The organism is Exiguobacterium sp. SL-10 (assembly GCF_004337025.1).
Lineage (GTDB): Bacteria > Bacillota > Bacilli > Exiguobacteriales > Exiguobacteriaceae > Exiguobacterium.
Map to the genome: position 1 here is coordinate 1 of NZ_SJUP01000054.1, position 392 is coordinate 392.

At 57.7% G+C, this 392-nt stretch carries 1 protein-coding gene; it reads right to left on the reverse strand.

All coding sequences use genetic code 11. The features are described from left to right. Positions 1 to 392: hypothetical protein (locus tag EVJ33_RS15320; RefSeq protein WP_201739733.1), on the reverse strand; the 392-nt coding region annotated here is incomplete at both ends.

A 392-nucleotide genomic window follows, 5' to 3' on the forward strand; every position in this document is an offset into this window, starting at 1 on the left:
CTGCTGAGCTTCTGTCCGACACCCGTAAAGATAGCGGCCATGTCGCGCATGTTGCCGCTGGCGTCACGGGTCTGTACGCCCAGGCGATTCAGAAAGCCTTCTGCACCGGGATTGTTACGAATAAACCGGGAGAGGCTTTCCAGAGAGGTTCGCGCCGCGTCCACGCTGCCGCCAACCTGCGAAACCGCATAGCCAATAGACTGAATTCCCTGGACTGTCGCGCCGGTGCGCTGTGACGCCCAGTAAAGATTATCCAGGCCGGAGGCGATCTTAGCCGTGAAGGCCACCACGGACAGTGCAGCTCCTTCAACAGACAGCCCCATTTTGATGACATTTGCAGTTGTACCGGAGAGGACAGAACCGAACTTTTTCGCTCCTGCCTCATCCACACT